16 protein-coding genes are annotated in these 16,742 nt (G+C 60.8%); 8 read left to right on the forward strand and 8 right to left on the reverse strand.

Annotated elements, in window-relative coordinates; genetic code table 11:
• Positions 1 to 41: 41 nt before the first annotated feature.
• Genes ACIK7D_RS12255 through ACIK7D_RS12265 form a run of 3 tightly spaced genes read right to left on the reverse strand, consistent with a single transcriptional unit; the run spans position 42 to position 2,186 of the window.
• Positions 42 to 527 (reverse strand): hypothetical protein, encoded by a 486-nt coding sequence (locus tag ACIK7D_RS12255; protein WP_003524730.1) that lies wholly within the window; start codon positions 525 to 527, stop codon positions 42 to 44.
• Positions 528 to 540: 13 nt separating this feature from the next.
• Positions 541 to 1,332: an SDR family NAD(P)-dependent oxidoreductase gene (locus ACIK7D_RS12260; protein WP_400156428.1), complete on the reverse strand. Its 792-nt coding sequence runs from the start codon at positions 1,330 to 1,332 to the stop codon at positions 541 to 543.
• Positions 1,333 to 1,358: 26 nt separating this feature from the next.
• Positions 1,359 to 2,186 carry an alpha/beta fold hydrolase gene (locus tag ACIK7D_RS12265; protein ID WP_080819259.1) on the reverse strand — a complete coding sequence of 276 codons (828 nt, stop codon included), beginning with the start codon at positions 2,184 to 2,186 and terminating at the stop codon, positions 1,359 to 1,361.
• 130 nt (positions 2,187 to 2,316) lie between these two features.
• On the opposite strand from ACIK7D_RS12265, the gene ACIK7D_RS12270 reads away from it, so the two are divergent.
• Both ACIK7D_RS12270 and ACIK7D_RS12275 read left to right on the forward strand, forming a co-directional pair.
• A complete protein-coding gene (locus tag ACIK7D_RS12270) occupies positions 2,317 to 3,303 on the forward strand; it encodes a GlxA family transcriptional regulator (RefSeq protein ID WP_080820959.1) in 987 nt (328 codons plus the stop codon).
• 96 nt (positions 3,304 to 3,399) lie between these two features.
• The gene (locus ACIK7D_RS12275; RefSeq protein WP_080854449.1) at positions 3,400 to 4,131 is read left to right on the forward strand and encodes a FadR/GntR family transcriptional regulator; all 732 of its coding nucleotides are present in this window, start codon (positions 3,400 to 3,402) and stop codon (positions 4,129 to 4,131) included.
• 12 nt (positions 4,132 to 4,143) lie between these two features.
• Here the strand turns inward: ACIK7D_RS12275 and ACIK7D_RS12280 are convergent, their stop codons facing one another.
• Entirely contained in the window at positions 4,144 to 4,794 is a 651-nt protein-coding gene (locus ACIK7D_RS12280; protein ID WP_400156429.1) for a LysE family translocator, read from the reverse strand.
• A 314-nt stretch (positions 4,795 to 5,108) separates the two neighbouring features.
• Between ACIK7D_RS12280 and ACIK7D_RS12285 the strand changes: the two genes are divergently transcribed.
• Genes ACIK7D_RS12285 through ACIK7D_RS12300 form a run of 4 tightly spaced genes read left to right on the forward strand, consistent with a single transcriptional unit; the run spans position 5,109 to position 8,617 of the window.
• Complete coding sequence (locus ACIK7D_RS12285) at positions 5,109 to 6,131, forward strand: ABC transporter permease (protein ID WP_400156430.1); 1,023 nt, start codon at positions 5,109 to 5,111, stop codon at positions 6,129 to 6,131.
• Positions 6,131 to 7,018 (forward strand): ABC transporter permease, encoded by an 888-nt coding sequence (locus ACIK7D_RS12290; protein ID WP_080819256.1) that lies wholly within the window; start codon positions 6,131 to 6,133, stop codon positions 7,016 to 7,018. The genes ACIK7D_RS12285 and ACIK7D_RS12290 overlap by 1 nt, the downstream gene beginning before the upstream one ends.
• Before the next feature lie 4 nt (positions 7,019 to 7,022).
• Positions 7,023 to 7,859: an ABC transporter ATP-binding protein gene (locus ACIK7D_RS12295; RefSeq protein WP_400156431.1), complete on the forward strand. Its 837-nt coding sequence runs from the start codon at positions 7,023 to 7,025 to the stop codon at positions 7,857 to 7,859.
• Complete coding sequence (locus ACIK7D_RS12300) at positions 7,859 to 8,617, forward strand: ABC transporter ATP-binding protein (RefSeq protein WP_080819254.1); 759 nt, start codon at positions 7,859 to 7,861, stop codon at positions 8,615 to 8,617. The genes ACIK7D_RS12295 and ACIK7D_RS12300 overlap by 1 nt, the downstream gene beginning before the upstream one ends.
• A 384-nt stretch (positions 8,618 to 9,001) precedes the next feature.
• On the opposite strand, the gene ACIK7D_RS12305 is transcribed toward ACIK7D_RS12300, so the two are convergent.
• The 3 genes from ACIK7D_RS12305 to ACIK7D_RS12315 all read right to left on the reverse strand — a co-directional run bounded on the left by ACIK7D_RS12305 (position 9,002) and on the right by ACIK7D_RS12315 (position 12,466).
• Positions 9,002 to 10,600, reverse strand: a complete 1,599-nt coding sequence (locus ACIK7D_RS12305) for an ABC transporter substrate-binding protein (RefSeq protein WP_400156432.1) — start codon at positions 10,598 to 10,600, stop codon at positions 9,002 to 9,004.
• Positions 10,601 to 10,681: 81 nt separating this feature from the next.
• Positions 10,682 to 11,311, reverse strand: coding sequence for an SGNH/GDSL hydrolase family protein (locus ACIK7D_RS12310; RefSeq protein ID WP_137453842.1), 630 nt, complete (start codon positions 11,309 to 11,311; stop codon positions 10,682 to 10,684).
• Positions 11,312 to 11,317: 6 nt separating this feature from the next.
• Complete coding sequence (locus ACIK7D_RS12315; RefSeq protein ID WP_400156433.1) at positions 11,318 to 12,466, reverse strand: mandelate racemase family protein; 1,149 nt, start codon at positions 12,464 to 12,466, stop codon at positions 11,318 to 11,320.
• Between the two features lie 434 nt (positions 12,467 to 12,900).
• Here ACIK7D_RS12315 and ACIK7D_RS12320 point away from each other — a divergent pair, with 434 nt between their 5' ends.
• A complete protein-coding gene (locus tag ACIK7D_RS12320) occupies positions 12,901 to 13,929 on the forward strand; it encodes an LLM class flavin-dependent oxidoreductase (RefSeq protein WP_400156434.1) in 1,029 nt (342 codons plus the stop codon).
• A gap of 78 nt (positions 13,930 to 14,007) precedes the next feature.
• On the opposite strand, the gene ACIK7D_RS12325 is transcribed toward ACIK7D_RS12320, so the two are convergent.
• Positions 14,008 to 15,315: an NtaA/DmoA family FMN-dependent monooxygenase gene (locus tag ACIK7D_RS12325; RefSeq protein ID WP_400156435.1), complete on the reverse strand. Its 1,308-nt coding sequence runs from the start codon at positions 15,313 to 15,315 to the stop codon at positions 14,008 to 14,010.
• 358 nt (positions 15,316 to 15,673) lie between these two features.
• Between ACIK7D_RS12325 and ACIK7D_RS12330 the strand changes: the two genes are divergently transcribed.
• On the forward strand, positions 15,674 to 16,741 hold the full coding sequence (locus ACIK7D_RS12330) for an ABC transporter substrate-binding protein (RefSeq protein ID WP_137453845.1): 1,068 nt from the start codon (positions 15,674 to 15,676) through the stop codon (positions 16,739 to 16,741).
• Position 16,742: the final 1 nt, after the last annotated feature.

The raw sequence follows: 16,742 nt of genomic DNA on the forward strand, positions 1-16,742 counted from the left end.
CAAGGCATGTTCGCGAAAACCGGCTCGAATTCAGGCCCGCTTCAGACGGCGAGCCTGCGGCGCGTCGCCTTCCAGCCAAGACAGATGGCTGCAACAAGCAGAACCGTCTGGGCGACCACGAAGGGCGGTTCATTGCCGTTCGGCGCCAGGTTGTTCAGTGTTTCGACTTTCAGAAAAGCCTGAACGATCAACACGAACATATTGAGATAAAGGCTGATCGTGGCGGTGATCGTATAAATGATGCGCGCCCTGCCATTCAGACCGTATCCATAAAGCGCAACCAGTGCGATTGCGAGAACGAGGGTAGAGATGATGCCGACGCCGAGTGCCGGTGTGAAATTTCCGATTGGAAACAGGAAGCCGGTAAGTGTGGTGGCGAGCGTGGTGACGAGGAAAATCGCCATCATGCGGGGCATCCACCGCCCCGCCGCATAAGCGGGCAGGGCGATCAGTCCGGTGGCAATGCCGATGAAGCTTAAGCCCACATGCAATGCCGTGAATTGGGGAATGGTCAGTCCGAGGATCATGATACGTCTCCCTCTATTCGGTTTTGGCTGCACGATACCGGCTGGCGGCAAGTGCATGCGACAGATTGGGCCTTAACGCCGCGCGCGCCGCAAGGAAATTTTCGAGATCGGTCGTATCCGGCAGGGAAGGAATGGTCAGCGCTTCGCCGAGGTCGAGACCTGCAAGAGCCGCATCCACCATCTCGTAAACGTCCATGACCATGGCGGCCGGAATGGCATCGAGCCGTTCCTCTTCCCAGATCGCCGTGCGGGTGATGCCCGGCAGGACGGCCTGAACCCGCACACCGGAGGGCGAAAGCTGCGCCTGCAGCGCCTCGGTGAAGGCAAGCACGAAGGCCTTGGTCGCCGGGTAGACGGCGGTGAATGCCGCCGGCATCAGCGCCGTGACCGAAGTGATGTTGATGATCGTGCCCTTGCCATCGGCGGCAAGGCGCGGTGCGATGGCGGCCGCAAGCCGGGTGACGGCCAGAATGTTGAGGTTGATCATCGTCGTCACATAGGCCGGGTCCAGCGCCGTGATTGCGCCTTCACCGGCAATGCCGGCATTGTTGACGAGACCGGTAATCCGTCGGTCGTCACGCAGCCGCACTTCCACCTTTTCGAGGTCTTCCGCCCTGGAAAGATCGGCGGAGAGAACCTCGACCGCGATGCGATGATCCTTTTCCAGCTGTGCTGCGAGCGCCTTCAGCTTTTCGGCACGCCGCGCCACGAGAATGAGATCATGGCCGCGTTTTGCCAGACGTTCGGCATAGACCGCGCCGATGCCGTCGGATGCGCCGGTGATGAGAAATGTATTCTGTGTCATGTCCGTGTCTCCTGTGTGCGGCGATTTCAGGCGTTGATGAAGGCGAGAAGGTCGGCGTTGAACCGGTCCTGATGGGTCTGCGTCAGGCCATGGTCGGCGCCCTCGTAGATTTTGAGGACCGCATGTTTGACGATTTTGACCGTGGAAAGCGCGGAAGCGCCGACCGGCACGATCTGGTCGTCATCGCCGTGCAGAACAAGCGTCGGTTTGTCGAAGGCCTTCAGATCCTGATGGAAATCGCTTTCCGAAAAGGCGCGAATGCTGTCGAGCTGGCCTTTCAGGCCGCCCATCATGCCCTGCCGCCAGAATTCGTCGCGGATGCCTTCGGATATCACCGCGCCTTCGCGGTTGTAGCCGTAGAAGGGAATGGTCAGGTCTTTGAAGAACTGGCTGCGATTGTCATAGGTGCCCTTGCGAATGCCGTCGAAAACATCGATCGGCAGGCCGATGGCATTGCTTTCCGTCTTCAGCATCAGCGGCGGAACCGCGCCGATAAGGGCGATTTTCGCGACGCGGGCCGTGCCGTGGCGGCCGATATAGCGCGTCACCTCGCCGCCGCCGGTGGAATGGCCGACCAGAATGATGTCGTGAAGGTCGAGCTGTTCGATCAGCTCGGCCAGATCGTCGGCATATTGATCCATGGTATTGTTATGCCAGACCTGATCGGAGCGGCCGTGGCTGCGGCGGTCATGGGCGATGGTGCGGAAACCGTGATTGGCGAAGAACACCATCTGCGCATCCCATGTATCGGCGCTGAGCGGCCAGCCATGGGAGAAGATGATGGGCTGGCCGTCTTTCGGGCCCCAGTCCTTGTAGAAAATATGCGTTCCGTCTCTGGTGGTGATCGTTGTCATGGCTCTCTCTCCTGTTGCAGGGAGCTTGCTTGCGTCCCGTGGGAATAGAGATACTCTGGAGGCCGCCGGGGCTGGATTGGCGCTTCTGACAGAAAACGAGCCGAAACTGACAAAACGGGGTGTGGGGCGCATGGCAGGTGTAACGGGAAGCGCGCTGGAAGTGGGGCTGGTCCTCTATCGGGACTGTCAGATCGCCATGGTGCATGGCATCACCGATCTTTTCACTATTGCGTCGGTATTTTCACAGGATCGCGGCGGGCCGAAATTGCGAGTCAGCCACTGGAGCATGGGCGAGGGTGGGGAATTTTCCCGCTCCTATGACACCGAATCCGGCCGACCCGGGCATCCCGATATCTTCGTTGTACCCGGTCGGTTGACGGGCCCTGCTGAAATCGAGGAAGCCGCGCCTTACGCCCGCTGGCTGCTGGATCGGCATGCGCAGGGGGCGACGCTGGCCGCCAGTTGCGGCGGTTCCTTCATGATTGCAGCCACGGGTCTCCTGTCCGGCCGCCCGGCCACTACCCACTGGCTGTTTGCCGAGCGGTTCCGCGAACGTTTTCCCGATATCCGGCTGGAGATCGACAAGATCGTCATCGAGGATGGCGATATCATCACGGCTGGCGGGCTGATGGCGTGGACCGATCTTGGCCTGCGCATCGTCGACCGACTGCTCGGGCCTTCGGTGATGATCGAGACCGGAAAGTTCCTGCTGATCGACCCTTCTGGGCGTGAACAGCGCCATTACAGCAGCTTCGCCCCGCGGCTGACGCATGGCGATGAGCCTATCCTGAAGGTGCAGCACTGGCTGCAGGCCCGCGCCGGGCGGGCGACGACCGTTGCCGACATGGCCGGCCATGCCGGGCTGGAGGAGCGGACCTTCCTGCGCCGCTTCAAGGCGGCGACCGGCATGAAGCCAATCGAATATGTCCAGCATCTGCGGGTCGGTAAGGCGCGGGAATTGCTGGAATTCACCCGCCGTTCGGTCGACCAGATCGCATGGTCGGTGGGCTATGAGGATGCCGCCGCCTTTCGCCGGGTGTTTCATCGCATTCTCGGCCTCTCACCGGGTGAATATAGAAGCCGCTTTTCCAGCGGTTCGGCCATGGCTGCGGCGTGAGGGCGGCCTGCCGTCCCGGCGGTGCGGAGGCCCGGCCCTTGCAATGTGGCGGGTGTTTGCTAACATGCCAGACAAGTTTAAAACAGGTGGGCCGGAATGGACGTTGAGAGCAGCACGAAACAGGGGGTATCGCTCGCGGCGAAAATCAGTTCGGCATTGCGGCGGGATCTGTCGGAGGGTGTGTTCCGCCCCGGCGACCGTCTTCCGAGCGAAAGCGAGCTGACGCGTGAATATTCCGTCAGCCGAACGGTGGTGCGCGAGGCCATTGCCATTCTGCGCGCCGATGGCCTTGTTGAAGCCCGCAAGGGTGCGGGCGTTTTCGCCGTCGAAGTAAAGCCGGCCAAGGAACTGCCCTTTAACGATCTGGCTGTGGGGCGAATTTCCTCGGTGATCGAATTGCTGGAATTGCGCACCGTCTTTGAGGTCGAATCCGCCGGGCTTGCGGCATCGCGCCGTTCCGCCGTGCAGGTGGAGGCGATTGTGGATGCGCACCGGCGCGTCGGTGATTGCCTCGCCGCCGGCCTGCCGACGCGGGACGCCGATTTCGAATTCCATCTGGCCATTGCACAGGCGACACAGAACAGGCGGTTTCCAGAGTTTCTTCAACTTATTCGCTCCGGCATCATTCCCCGCGGCGAATTGCAGGGTGCTGCGCCAGGGTCGCGTCCGAAGGACTACAACCTGCATCTCCAGGAGGAGCATGCGAGGATCGTCGACGCCATCATCGAAGGCGATGCCGATGCCGCCCGCCAATATATGGCGGCGCATCTGCGCGGCAGTCTTGAGCGCTACAAGGTGCTTCTGCGCTCCCGCACTGCCGCGGAGTGATCCGGAAATGGCCTATGGGCCAATGGGGTACGCGCTCGCTCGCCGATAGAGGGCCAGCGAGGCGGCGAGCGTGAGAAGCGCCCCGCCGCAAATCCGGTCGAGCCACAGGGCTCCGGATTTCCGCAGCAGCTGGACGGCCTGCGAGCCGAGCAGGGCATATCCGAACATCACGATGAAATCGATGCCGGCGAAGATCAGCGCAAGCGCTGCATATTGCTGGAGCTGCGGCGCGGCGGGATCGATGAATTGCGGCAGGAAAGCCGAAAAGAACAGATATCCTTTTGGGTTGGTCACCGCCACGAGAAAGCTCTTGAGGAAAATCGAGCGGGCGGAGGCGGCTCCGCTGGCGTCTGCCGATTGAAGGGCGCCATCGAGCGTGCCTCTGGAACGCAAGAGCATGAGGCCGAGGAAAGCAAGATAACAGACGCCCACCCATTTGACGACGCCGAACCAGAATTCGGAGGCCGCGAGCAGGGCGCCCAGTCCCAGCGCAGCCGCGCCGATCAGGACGAAATCCGAGAGAACAGCGCCAGCCATGCCGATCATGGCGCGGCGTATTCTGAATCTCGAGCCATTGGCAAGCGCCAGCAAAACGGTGGGGCCGGGTGTCGCAATGCCGATAAAGGCGACGACGGCAAATGCCAGAAGCGTCATGTCAGCCATATTTTCCTCCCCCTGAAGGCACGGACGTCATCGGCATCATAGCCGGGGGACAGGTATCCGCGCATTCCGCAAGGCGGAGAATACAGGCTTTGGCGGTTGCGGCAACGCAGGCACCTTTCCTAAAACAAAAACGAAAGCCAGGTGAGCCCGGTCTGAAATTTCCACCCCTGACACATATTTCGGAACCTCGACCAATACGGATTTCGCTGGCATGCGCTTGACAGCCCTCAACACCTGTGACAACTTGCGGATAGTTGTCAGACAGGATTGCGCCTTGGTCACTTGCGCGGTCGATCTCTGGCAAGGGAGGAATCATGTCAAAAAGACGCCTTTCGCTGTATGGTCTGTCCGGCCAGATCGGAAGTATTGCGGTTACGCTGCTTGGATTGCTGCTGCTGACCTTTTTTATCGGCCGCCTGATGCCCGCCGATCCCGTGCGGGCGATCGTCGGCGAGGATGCAACGCGCGAAACCTATGAACAGGTCTATCACGCGCTCGGTTTCGACCGTCCGCTGTGGCAACAGTTCTTCTATTATCTGGGAGACGTGTTCACCGGCGATTTCGGAACCTCGATCCGCACCGGGCGTCCGGTCATCGAAGACATCACCAGGGTCATGCCGGCGACGATGGAGCTTGCGACCTTCGCGATCCTGATCGGCGCCGGCCTCGGCATTCCCATGGGCGTTTATGCCGCTGTCAACAAGGATCGCTGGCAGGATCATCTGGTGCGGGTGCTCAGCCTGTTCGGCCATTCCATGCCGATCTTCTGGACCGGTATGATCGCGCTGATCGTTTTTTACGCGCATCTCGGCCTTGTCGGCGGCGGTGGCCGCATGGACCAGTTCTATATCGGTCTGGTGGAGGAGCGGACCGGCTTCCTGCTGATCGACAGCCTGCTTGCGGGCGATATGGAGGTCTTCTGGTCGGCCATCAACCACCTCATCCTTCCCGCCGCTTTGCTCGGTTATTCCTCCTCGGCCTATATCACCCGCATGACGCGCAGCTTCATGCTGGACCAGCTGGGTCAGGAATATGTGACGACCGCCCGCGTCAAAGGCCTGTCGCAGCGGCAGACGGTGTGGCTGCATGCATTCGGGAATATCCGCGTGCAGCTCGTCACCATTATCGCGCTTGCTTACGGCTCGCTGCTGGAAGGGGCGGTTCTAATCGAGACCGTCTTCGCCTGGCCGGGTTTCGGGCAATATCTCACCAGCAATCTTATCATCGGCGACATGAATGCGGTGATGACCTGCGTGCTCATCGTTGGCGTCATCTTCATCGGGCTCAATCTCCTGTCCGACATTCTCTACCGCTTTTTCGATCCGAGGACCCGCTGATGACGGCCCGTACAGAAACCTCCTTCCGCCTTCCGGTGCCCTTGAACGCGCTGAAGAACATCGTGGTTTTCCTCCTGAAAAGCCCGACATCGGCTTTCGGTCTGGCTGTGCTGCTGCTTCTGGTCATCGCCGCGATTTTCGCGCCCTGGCTTGCGACGCATGATCCCTACGCGCAGGATCTCGCCAACACGCTGCAGGCGCCGGGTAATGGCCACGTCTTCGGCACGGACGAGCTGGGACGCGATATCTACAGCCGCCTTCTCTGGGGCGCACGCATCACGCTCACCATCATCTCGCTGGTCTCGATCATCGTCGGCCCCGTCGGCCTTCTGGTCGGCACGGCTTCCGGTTATCTCGGCGGCAAGTTCGATACGGTGATGATGCGCATCACGGATATTTTCCTGTCCTTCCCGAGCCTCATCCTGTCGCTCGCCTTCGTCGCAGCGCTCGGGCCGAGCCTTAACAATGCGATCATCGCGATTGCGCTCACCTCCTGGCCGCCGATTGCGCGCCTTGCCCGTGCCGAAGCCATGACTTTCCGCAAGGCGGATTACATTGCCGCCGCGCGGCTTCAGGGCGCATCGCCGCTGCGCATCATCGTCAAATCGATCATGCCCATGTGCCTGCCCTCGGTCCTCATCCGCCTGACGCTGAACATGGCGACCGTCATCCTCACCGCCGCCGGCCTCGGCTTTCTCGGCCTTGGCGCGCAACCGCCGCTGCCGGAGTGGGGGGCGATGATCGCCACCGGACGGCGTTACATGCTGGATAGCTGGTGGCTCGTCACCTTCCCCGGCATTGCGATCCTCTCCGTCAGCCTCGCCTTCAATCTTCTGGGTGATGGTCTGCGGGATGCGCTCGATCCGAAGCAGATGAACCGGAGATAGGGCCATGGAAAAACCAATCCTCGACGTCGAAAATCTTCGCATCCGTTATGGCGGCTCACCCATCGAGGCGGTGCGCGGCATCTCCTTCACACTCGGGCGGGAACGGCTCGGCATCGTCGGCGAAAGCGGCTCGGGCAAATCCACCGTCGGCCGCGCCCTGCTGCGCCTTCTGCCATCGGCGACAATCACCGCCGACAGGCTGGATTTCGATGGTCTCGATCTTCTCTCGCTCGATGAGAAGGAGATGCTGAAGGTTCGCGGCCGGCGTATGTCGATGATCCTTCAAGATCCGAAATTCTCCCTCAACCCCATCCGCCGGGTCGGCGATCAGGTGACGGAAACCTATCTGCGCCACTTCAAGGCTTCGAAAGCCGAGGCACGGGAAAAGGCGCTGGCCATGCTCGATGCGGTGAAAATCCGCGATGCCGCCCGTGTTTACGAGCAATATCCGCATGAAATCTCGGGTGGCATGGGTCAGCGTGTCATGATCGCCATGATGCTGCTCGCCGAGCCCGATCTCGTCATTGCCGATGAGCCGACCTCGGCGCTGGATGTGACGGTGCGGCTGCAGGTGCTGAATATTCTCGACGGTCTGGTGCGCGATCGCGGCATCGGCCTCATCATGATCAGCCACGACCTCAATCTCGTGCGTAACTTCTGCGACCGGGTGCTCATCATGTATTCCGGTCGGGTGGTGGAAACGCTCGCCGCACGCGATCTCGATCAGGCGCAGCACCCCTATACGCGCGGCCTTTTGGCCGCGCAGCCACGCATCGGCGGCACGCGTGCGCCGCTTGCGGTTCTGGACCGCCGCCCCGAATGGCTGGAGGAGAACGTATAATGGCCGTTTCCGTTGAAACCCGCGATCTCTCCATCACCTTCGGCAGCGGCCATACGGCGCTGAAAGTGCTGCCTTCGGTGTCATTTCGAGTCGAGCCGGGGGAATGTTTCGGCCTTGTCGGCGAAAGCGGTTCAGGCAAATCCACCGTGCTGCGCTGCGTGTCCATGCTCAACGATTTCTGGACCGGTGACATCCTCATCGACGGCAGGTCGGTACGTGAGATGCCGCTGATCGAGCGGTGCCGCATGCTGCAGATGGTATTTCAGGACCCCTACGGGTCGCTGCATCCCCGCCAGTCGGTGCGCACCGTGCTTTCGGAATCGCTTGCGATCCATAAGCTCGGCGACCGCGAAGAGCGGATGCGCAAGGTCATCACGGATGTCGGCCTGCCCGTAGCCTTTCTGGATCGTTTCCCGCACCAGCTTTCCGGCGGCCAGCGGCAGCGTGTGGCGATTGCCCGGGCGCTGATCCTCGAACCGTCGCTGCTTCTGCTCGATGAGCCGACCTCGGCGCTCGATGTCTCGGTGCAGGCGGAAATCCTCAACCTCCTCCAGCGCCTGCGGGAAGAGCGCGGTTTCACCTATATCATGGTGACCCATGATCTCGCCGTGGTCGATCACATGTGCGACCGTTTCGCGGTGATGCTGCGCGGCGAAATTACCGAAATCCTGCCGCGCGACGCCATCGCCGGCAATGGCGCGACGCATCCCTATGCGCGCGAATTGATCGGCGCCTCGCTGGAATATGAAGGCGCGTGACGGCTTCCAAAACGTGACCGTCCTCCTCCGGGGCGTCACGGATAATAACATCCTCCTTCCTTGCCCGGCCTCCCTGCCGGGCATTTTTTGGGAATGGCTACGGCGGGGATGGCGGGCCGCCAACGACGCCTAGGCTACTGACATAGTGCGAGACCCGCTTCCGTCATGCCGGACTAGATCCGGCATCCAGCCACGGCGCGTCTGCGCCGTGGCTGGACTCTCTCGCGATCAAGGACTTGATCGCACTAGACCCCGGATCTAGTCCGGGGTGACGGAGTGCGGAGGCGTCGCTTGTGCCTAACACATTGGGTGCGTGGGGCTTTGTTACAGCAAAAAGGCGCGGGGTTAGCCGCGCCTTTTCTTATTCGAGCATACGCAGCGGGCTTACCGCTCCTTGCTCACCTCTTCAAACCGCGAAAGCCAGGGGCTGACGATCATGCCCTTCACGTCACTGCGGAAGGCGGCGGTGTCGATGACTTCGGAGAAGGGCTGAATGGACATGACGATCTCGTCCATATAGCCCTGCAGGTCCTCATAAAGCTTCGTCTGTTTCGCCACATCGCGCTCGACCAAGGCTGCCTCGATCATCTTGTTCAGCTTTTCATCGAAGAAGCTGGTGCGCCAGCTTTGGTAATTGGTGAGCTTGGCATCATCGGCGTTGTTGGGGTTATAGGCGATGGAGCGCAGATTGTTGTCCGGATGCGGCTGCTGGCCGCCACCGCCGCGACCGAGCAGCAGTTCAAAGTTGCGCTCGCGCATGGCGCCGTAAATCTGGTCGCCGGAGCCGCTGATCAGCTCGGCCTGAATGCCGGCCTGGGCGAGCGTGTTCTGGATAGCCGTTGCCGCTTTCATGAAGGGGTCTTCCGAAAGCACCCGCAGGGTGGTCTTGAAACCGTTGGGATAACCGGCCTCAGCCAGAAGCGTCTTGGCTTTTTCGATATCGAGCTTGTAGCCCTGATCCGGCAATGCACCCATGACGCCGGTGCTGAGGGAGCGCTGATGCAGCTTGCCGTAATAGGGCATGACCGCCTTGTCGAGACCGTCGTAATCGATCAGGTAACGCAGGGCCTCGCGCACCTTCTTGTTTGCGAATTTCTCATCCTTCATCGAAACGCTGAGGTAATAAAAACCGGAGCCGGGTGTGGATTCGATGGTGACGGCCTTGTCGGCCTCTAGCGATTTCAGGTCCGGGGCCTGCAGGGAATAGGCAACGTCGATATCGCCTTTTTCCAGCATCAGGCGCTGCGACTGCGATTCCGGCAGATGACGCATCAGGATGCGCTTCATCTTGGCCTTTTCACCCCAATAATCGTCGTTGCGGGTGAGGATGATATATTCGTTGGACTTCCACTGCGTCAGCTTGAAGGGGCCGGAGCCGGCGGAATTCAGCGTCAGCCATGCGCCGCCCAGATCGCCGTCCTTTTCATTCTCAAGCGCCGTCTGGCTGTCGATGATCGAGCCGGGACCGTTCTGCGCAAGGATCATCAGGAGCAGGTTGGGGTCGTCAGGCTTCGGAATATTCAGCACGAAGGTCTGGTCGTTTTCGGCGACGAAGAGCTTGTCGGCCTCTTCCAGCTTGAAGCCGCGGGTCTTGAGGAAGGACGATTGCGCCAGATTACGGGCGAGCAGCCGCTTCAGGCTCCACGCCACGTCCTTGGCCGTCACGGCGTTGCCGGAGGCGAATTTGGCATCGGCGCGCAGATGGAAGCGGATCGATTTGCGGTCTTCGGCAATTTCCCAGCGTTCGGCAAGGCGAGGCTGAACGCTGCGATCTTTCGGGGAAAGCACGACCAGCGTGTCATAGACGTTGTTCAAGACCTGCACGGTCTCGCGGCCGGTAATGGCGGCGGGATCGAGGGTCAGGATATTGCTCATGGTCGTGGCGACGATGAGCTGGTCCTTCGGTGTTTCGGCAAAGGTGCTGAGCGGCATCGCGCCGATCAGCAATGCGCCAAGCGCTGCGGTTGCAAGAAAATGTTTCATTTTTCCTCCCAATACGGCCGGTTCATACGGCCTTTCCACGTTTTGATCCACACGCCCGGTTCCTCCTCGGGCGTCGCAGGATCAGCCAAGAATCTCTCTGACCGGAGCTGCGAGCGCCCGGCCGATTGCCGCCGTTGCCGGCGCGTCCAGATGTACGCCATCGACCGGTGAGGCGCTGGCGACCGACCCGGCATCGAAGAAGGCATGTCCGAGTTCGGCAGCGAGTTTGCGGTAAAGCGGCGCAAGCCTGAGCGATTGCCCTATATCCCGCCCGCCGGCAGGTTCTCCGCCCGGGCCTGTGACGCAGGGCGGCGGGGAAACGATCAGCAGTTTCGGCACGGCCTCGCGCGGTTTGTAAATGAAGGTCTCGACGATCTGCGCCAGCCGTCGCATGCCGGAAACCGCCGCTTCCGCCCTTCCGCCATGCACTGGCTTGATATCGTTGGTGCCGAGCATGACAATGACGAGATCAAGCGGCATGTGGCAGGACAGTGCGATTTCCAGCGCCCGTGCGCCATTGCGGCAGGCCGGACCGGCGTGGTCGTCGTAGCAGGTGGTGCGCCCGCCAAGCCCTTCCGGGTGAACCTTCGCCTTCCCGGAAAGCGCGGCCTCCAGAACCTCCGGCCAGCGGTGTTCGGCAGGGTGCCGCAGACCCGTTGCCGGGTCCGCGCCCCAGGTGAGGCTGTCTCCGAAGGCGAGCACCGTCTTCATCGCCCGTTACCTCACCCGGTTGTTGTCGATGAAGGTAAAATCGATGTCCTCGCCAAGACCCGGCCGGTCAGGGACATGCACGAAGCCGTCGCGATCCATCGGGTCGGACAGCGACTTCAGATAATCGTGGCCGTCATCATATTCGAGGAAGGGGTGCAACAGGCCGCGCTCGTACCAGCGGCAATTCTTGGTGGCGGCGACAACGTGCAGGTTCATGGCCGTGTTGCCATGCACTTCGCACTCCATACCAAAGGCTTCGGCCAGATGCATGGTCTTCAGCGCCGGGGTGATACCACCGACATCGTTGACGCCGGTGCGCAGAATATCGCAGGCGCCAGCCTTGATCCATTCGGCGCGGTGCCAATGCTTGCCGGCCGCGCTTTCCGGGCCGACGACCGGAATATCGAGATTGTCGGAGAGCCATTTGTAGGAGGACAGCGACTGCTCATCCATCGGCTCCTCGATCCAGTCGAAGCCGAGTTTTTCGAGGCCACGTCCAAGCGCCAGCGCATCGGTGCGGGAATACCAGTGGAAGGCATCGATCATCAGGCGAATATCGGGGCCGACCGCCTCACGCACGGCCGCGCAGGCCTTGAGGTCCATCTTCACATCCGGCGCCCAGCTGACCGGGGGCATCCAGGTGTGAAGCTTGATGCCCTTGTAGCCGCGCTTCACCAGCGTTTCTGCAAAGCGGCCATAGTCTTCCGGCGTCGCCAGCCCGCCTTCCAGCTCATCGCCGCACATGATGGAGCCATAGGCGAGCACCTTGTCGCGATAACCCCCGATCAACTTGTATACAGGTTGGTTGAGCGAGCGGCCGGCAAGGTCCCACAGGGCGCAATCCACGACCGCCAATGTGCGGTCCGTCAGCTGTGAGGCCGAACCGCGCTGCCAGTGGGCAAGGTCCTGCCACAGCCGTTCGCGGTCGCGATGGTCCTCACCGATCAGGACTTTCTTGACGAATTTTTCGATGACATGCGGGCGAACGATCTCCGGCGCGGTGAAGGAATGGCCTTCCTGCCCATCTTCCGTGCGGATGGTCAGCATGGCCTGTTCCACCTGATGCGCCGGACCCGGATGCGCGTGACCGGCACTGTCCGAGTGCCGACGGGTCGTCGTGCGGAAAACACGGACCTCGACGTCGGTGATGATCATAATTCCTCCCTCATGCAGGTATGGCAGCGTTTGCGGTTGCTGCAATGTCATACATGTATGCGTTATTTGTCAACATATATGATAATCTGTATTACATGTTGAGGCGGAAAATCAAGGCTATTTGCGCACGGTGTTGCACAGGTCATCGGTGAGACCGGGCTCCGGAGGGAGATTTTGCGTCTTGGCGGAAGAAAATCTGAAGGGGGCATGAGAGTGGCCTATGCCGAAGGGGATGTAATCCATAATTTTAGTAGACTATTGAATCGCGCAATGATCTTTCAACAATGGTCGGGACTATAAACGAACATGCCGTGCCAGCCGTGCCCCTCATCATGCATTCTGCGTGAGTATGCGCCGCATTGAACGGCTGTCCGGAACGGGGATGGCCGCATCTGCGCTGCTGAGCTTCAACACTCGTTTCCGGATGTACAGCCATGCCACTTTCCCATATCTCCCACTTTGCCTTTCTCGTTCCCGGCAATTATCAGGACGATGATCCGGCGCGGGGGCTGGAAGAAACCCTGCAGCTTTTCGAAGCCGGGGAGGTGCTGGGTTATCACAGCGCCTGGGTTCGCCAGCGCCATCTGGAACGGGGCGTGTCCTCGGCGGCCACTTTTCTTGCAGCGGCATCGCAGCGCACGAAACGGATCGGCCTCGGCACTGCTGTCATTCAGCTTGGTTACGAAAATCCCTTCAGGCTGGCGGAAGATTTGGCCACGGTGGATGTCCTGTCGCGTGGGCGATTGAATGTCGGGGTTTCGGTGGGCGCACCGCCCTTCGCCCATCTTATTTCGGACTATGTCGATACGGTTCCCGATGCGGATTACAGCCACGCCCGCGCCGAAAAGCTGGCGAGGGCCTTGAGATCGGAACCGCTGTCCAGCGAGACGGAAGCGGGCAATGCGGCGGGTGCACAGGTGCCACGCCTTCGGCCAATCGCCAGTGGGGTGACTGACCGGCTGTGGTACGGCGGCGGGTCGCAGAATTCCGCGCGTTGGGCGGGGAAGGCGGGCTTCAATCTTCTGACGGGCAATATCGTCAGCGGCGAAAATACCGATGATTTCCTGACCGCGCAGGCGGCGCTGGTCAGCCGCTTCCGGCAGGAATGGTCGCATGAGCGCCAGCCGCGTGTCGCTCTTGGCCGCGTGATCCTGCCGACGGATAGCGCCAGCGCCGCGACCCGCCGCCGTTATCAGGAATTCGCCGCCGAGCGTGACAAGCGCACGACCTCGCCGCATGGGGCGCGCCGCACGCTTTTCCTGCCCGATATCGTCGGCACGACGGACGAAATTCTCGAGAAACTGTCGCGCGATCCCGTTCTTCCGCTCGTCTCGGAATTCCGTCTCGAACTGCCTTATGAATTCCAGCCGGAAGATTACCGCCAGATCGTCACGGATTTCGCCTCCGCCCTGCCGCAGCTTTCCGGCGGGCTGCCGGTTTTGAAAGTGGCGACGGGCCAATAATATGTCCCGTTCCCGCCCTTCCCGCTTCAAGCGGGAAACGGCGGGAGATCGACATTGCGATAGCGCCAGCGCTGCTATTCAATCTGGATAAGACAGGCCATAACGGTCGCGGATAGTCGCACCTTCGTATTCGCGCGGATAAACACCGCGATCCTGCAGCACCGGCACGACCTTTTCGACGAATTCAGCAATATCGTCCGGCGCGCGTGGCGGCTGCAGGGTGTAACCATCCACCGTGCCATCCTGCCAGAGGTCGATAATGCCATCCGCCACCTCTTCCGGCGTGCCGAGCAGCAGCCGGTGGTGCCCCTCGGAGCGGCGCACGGCCTCACGGGCGGTGAGCTTTTCGTGGGTCAGCAGTTCGGAAAGGCCAAGCCCCATGCCAACGGCCCATTGCCGGTTCTGGTCGGGAATGAAGCGCTCGCCATCGAGTTTTATATCCGGGTTGAAGTCGCGCGGATCAATGCCGTTTTCTTTGGCGAAACGCACCAGAAGCCCATCTTCCGAGCCTGTCCCGCTGAAGAGTTCATGCTTGCGCAACGCTTCTTCCCGGGTCTCGCCGAGAATGACGACAAGGCCGGGAACGATGCGGATGCCGGAGGGATCGCGGCCGAGGGAGACGGCGCGGTCACGGACCTTCTTGCCGAAGGCCTGACCTGCCGGGCGTGACAGGATGTTGCAATAGATGATCTCGCCATGGCGTGCCGCCAGATCGATGCCGCCTTCGGAGGCGCCGGCCTGCGCGATGACCGGATGCCCCTGCGGCCCGCGCGGAACGTTGAGCGGGCCTTTCACATGGAAATATTGCCCCTCATGATCGATGCTTTCGGCGGTCGCCGCATCCCAGAAACGCTCTTCCGGCACCTCGCCTTCGCGGCGCGGGTCCCAGCTCGACCAGAGTTTTTTCGCCACATCGAGAAATTCGGTGGCCTTGGCATATCTCTCGCTGCGCGGCGGCAGCGGATCGTTGCCGAAATTGGCGGCGACATTCGGGTTGAAGGAAGAGACGATGTTGACGATCAGCCGGCCGCCAGTGACGAGGTCGATGGATTGCGTCCGTCTGGCGAAATTATAGGGCGAATTATAGGTGGAGGACACCGTCGCCACAAAGCCGATATCCGGCACCTGTGCCGCAAGCGATGTCGAGAGAATGAGCGGATCGATGGTGTGAAACGGGCGGCTTGCGGGGTCGGTCAGCAGCGCCGGGTGGTCGGAAAGGAAAACGGCGTCGAACCGGCCCTTATGGGCCAGTTCCGTCAGCCGGCGATAATAGCCTATGTCGTTGATGTCGTGCCGGTCTCCGCTCCGGTATTTCCAGGCATTGGCGAGGTATCCGGTGGTGTTGATGCCGACATTGAGATTGAGCCGGCGTTTGGTCTTGCTCATGCTGCCACGTTTCTTTCAGGTCTGTTGGATTGCCGGCCTGTATGACCGGCGCAATTGCGGAAAGCGTAACAGCCGGGGGTCCGGTCGCGAGTTAAAAATCCTTGCTGCTTGGAGAAGAAAAACTTTCATCCGTGGCAGCCCCCAAGCGGTGCTCGAATGTGAGAAAGGGGTGATTCCGGCTGGGGAATCCGACCCGAAATCTTGCCATTCTCGAAAGGATATTCCGTCTTCTTGGCAAAGCACTCACAAGATGGAAACGAATTTCCCCAATCGCGCGTGAAATAGTACACTTTATCTATAGAAAATATTTTATGGCGTGTAGCGTGCCGTCTAGATCGTAATTTCGAGGACGAACGCCATGGCTGATGCCGCTCTTCGCCAGATAACCCAACCTGTAACCGTGTGGTACACACGCTGCCCGGCACCCACACCGCTTTCCATCGCGGCGCAACTGGGCTGGATCGAGGAACGTTTTGGCGCCCATGGCATCTCTGTTTCCTCCATTCGCGATGCGGCCGATCCGGCCATTCGCCAGAGCCATTTCGATCATCGCCTGGACTGGTCCTTCCGTCAGGGCGGCAATATTCCGCCGATCTGGGCGAAATCAGGCGGCCGGAAAACACGGCTGGTGGGGCTGACGAGGACCGACGAGTTTCAGGCCGTCATCGCCTTGCCGGCAAGCGGAATAAGCAAGGGCAGCGATCTGAAGGGACGGCGCATCGGCCTGCCGAAACGGCCGAATGAAACCATCGATTTCCAGCGTGCGACATCGCTCAAGGGCATCGTTTCGGCGCTGACGGTCTCGGGCCTCGCCGTTGCGGATGTCGAGCTTGTCGATCTCACGGCGAAAGAGCCGGTGTTGCTTAATCCTTCTGACGACAGGTTCCATGGCCTGCGCCGGCGGTTTCCTTATGGCGAGGAGATTGCAGCGCTGCATCGGGGCCAGATCGATGCGTTTTTCGTCAAGGGAGCGGAAGGTGTCACGGTCGCCAATCTAATCGGTGCGCAGGTCGTGGTATCGACGGGGTTTCACCCCGATCCGAAAATCCGCATCAACAATGGCACGCCGCGCCCCTTGACGGTGGACGCCACCTTTGCCGATGAGCGGCCCGACCTGGTGGCGAAACTCGTCGCCACCGTACAGCGGGTTGCCCAATGGGCAAATGACAATCCGGCGGAAGCCGTGCGCTTCATCGCCCGCGAGATCGGCGTCAGCGAGGAAGCGGTTCTGGCTGCGAATGGCCCGGATGTGCATCGCAATCTGAGGCTCGATCTCGATCCGGCCGAGCTGGATGCGCTCAGCCACTTCAAGGATTTCCTGCTGGAATGGAAATTCATCCCCGAAGATTTCGATGTGCAGGACTGGGCCGATCCGCGCGCCCTTTCTCTACAGCAAGATGCTGCGCAACGCAGTGCGGGAAAGTGAG

This window comes from Agrobacterium sp. P15N1-A, assembly GCF_044626815.1.
Taxonomy (GTDB): domain Bacteria; phylum Pseudomonadota; class Alphaproteobacteria; order Rhizobiales; family Rhizobiaceae; genus Agrobacterium; species Agrobacterium leguminum.

Coding starts and splice junctions, on each gene's coding strand:
- ACIK7D_RS12310 (WP_137453842.1), bottom strand. CDS start 11,311: ATGAAGACGGTGCTCGCCTTCGGAGACAGCCTCACCTGGGGCGCGGAC.
- ACIK7D_RS12285 (WP_400156430.1), top strand. CDS start 5,109: ATGTCAAAAAGACGCCTTTCGCTGTATGGTCTGTCCGGCCAGATCGGA.
- ACIK7D_RS12255 (WP_003524730.1), bottom strand. CDS start 527: ATGATCCTCGGACTGACCATTCCCCAATTCACGGCATTGCATGTGGGC.
- ACIK7D_RS12320 (WP_400156434.1), top strand. CDS start 12,901: ATGCCACTTTCCCATATCTCCCACTTTGCCTTTCTCGTTCCCGGCAAT.
- ACIK7D_RS12295 (WP_400156431.1), top strand. CDS start 7,023: ATGGAAAAACCAATCCTCGACGTCGAAAATCTTCGCATCCGTTATGGC.
- ACIK7D_RS12280 (WP_400156429.1), bottom strand. CDS start 4,794: ATGGCTGACATGACGCTTCTGGCATTTGCCGTCGTCGCCTTTATCGGC.
- ACIK7D_RS12330 (WP_137453845.1), top strand. CDS start 15,674: ATGGCTGATGCCGCTCTTCGCCAGATAACCCAACCTGTAACCGTGTGG.
- ACIK7D_RS12300 (WP_080819254.1), top strand. CDS start 7,859: ATGGCCGTTTCCGTTGAAACCCGCGATCTCTCCATCACCTTCGGCAGC.
- ACIK7D_RS12265 (WP_080819259.1), bottom strand. CDS start 2,186: ATGACAACGATCACCACCAGAGACGGAACGCATATTTTCTACAAGGAC.
- ACIK7D_RS12275 (WP_080854449.1), top strand. CDS start 3,400: ATGGACGTTGAGAGCAGCACGAAACAGGGGGTATCGCTCGCGGCGAAA.
- ACIK7D_RS12260 (WP_400156428.1), bottom strand. CDS start 1,332: ATGACACAGAATACATTTCTCATCACCGGCGCATCCGACGGCATCGGC.
- ACIK7D_RS12290 (WP_080819256.1), top strand. CDS start 6,131: ATGACGGCCCGTACAGAAACCTCCTTCCGCCTTCCGGTGCCCTTGAAC.
- ACIK7D_RS12315 (WP_400156433.1), bottom strand. CDS start 12,466: ATGATCATCACCGACGTCGAGGTCCGTGTTTTCCGCACGACGACCCGT.
- ACIK7D_RS12270 (WP_080820959.1), top strand. CDS start 2,317: ATGGCAGGTGTAACGGGAAGCGCGCTGGAAGTGGGGCTGGTCCTCTAT.
- ACIK7D_RS12325 (WP_400156435.1), bottom strand. CDS start 15,315: ATGAGCAAGACCAAACGCCGGCTCAATCTCAATGTCGGCATCAACACC.
- ACIK7D_RS12305 (WP_400156432.1), bottom strand. CDS start 10,600: ATGAAACATTTTCTTGCAACCGCAGCGCTTGGCGCATTGCTGATCGGC.